Source organism: Dactylosporangium sp. NPDC005555, assembly GCF_040605635.1.
Lineage (GTDB): Bacteria > Actinomycetota > Actinomycetes > Mycobacteriales > Micromonosporaceae > Dactylosporangium.
Genome location: NZ_JBEXDG010000192.1, coordinates 1 through 1,085, shown reverse-complemented (window position 1 = coordinate 1,085; position 1,085 = coordinate 1). Strand labels below are relative to the sequence as shown.

The following is a 1,085-nucleotide window of genomic DNA, read 5'->3' as shown; positions in this document are numbered from 1 at the left end:
TTGACCGCCGCGACCCCTACCAGGCCGGTGTGCCCAGCGATCAGCTCCCGCGCCTCAGCGTCGCTGGCGGTCAACGCCACCATGGCTCCACCAGCGGGGAGCGCCTGCATCAACCTGCCCCGCGCGGCGACCACCGCCACCGCATCGGCCAGATCCCACACCCCGGCCACATGCGCCGCGCTCAACTCACCGATCGAGTGCCCAGCCAGATACTCCGGAACCACCCCCCACGAACCGACCAGCCGGTACAACGCCACCTGCACCGCGAACAACCCAGCCTGGGTATACATCGTCTGATCCAACAACTGCTGTTCGCCCGCGACCACCTCCCGCAACGGCCGATCCAGATGCCGGTCGAAGTGTGCGCAGACCTGATCGAACGCCTCAGCGAACACCGGATACGCCGCATACAGGCCCTGACCCATCCCGACCCGCTGGCTACCCTGCCCAGAAAACACCACCGCCAACCTGCCGGACCCAGCGACCCCAGCCGTCCCGGCGATCCCGGTGATCACTCCCGGTGCCTGACCGGCCGCGGCCAGCACCTGCAGCCCGTCCGTCAACGCCGGCCGATGCCGGCCGAGGACCACACCCCGGTGGGTGAACCCGGTCGCCCGGCTGGCCGCCAACGCCCGCCCGATCGCGACCGGCTCGACCTGCGGCCGGTCGGTCACGAACCCGGCCAGCCGCTGCGCCTGTGCCCGCAATGCCACCTCGGTCTTCGCCGACAGCAGCCACGGCACCACCCCGCCCGGCAGCGGGGCCGGCAGCGGGGCGGGTTCATTACCCGACGCCGTGTCCGGTGCGGGTTCGGCCTCTTCCAGGTTCTCGAGTGGTTCGGCTTCTTCCAGGATGAGGTGGGCGTTGGTGCCACTGATCCCGAACGCGGAGACTCCGGCCCGCCGTGGCCGGCCGTTGCCCGGCCATGGTGTGGCCTCGGTCAGTAGTTGCACTGATCCAGCCGACCAGTCCACATGTGATGACGGGGCGTCCACGTGCAGCGTCCTGGGCATCACCCCGTGCCGCATCGCCAGCACCATCTTGATGATCCCGGCGACCCCCGCGGCCGCCTGAGTGTGGCCGAT

General features: G+C 70.1%; 1 protein-coding gene. It reads right to left on the bottom strand.

Features of this window, described 5'->3' with window-relative positions:
• Positions 1-1,046 (bottom strand): acyltransferase domain-containing protein (locus tag ABZS58_RS51475; RefSeq protein WP_354792174.1); only part of this gene is annotated, 1,046 nt, incomplete at its 3' end.
• Between the last annotated feature and the right edge of the window lie 39 nt (positions 1,047-1,085).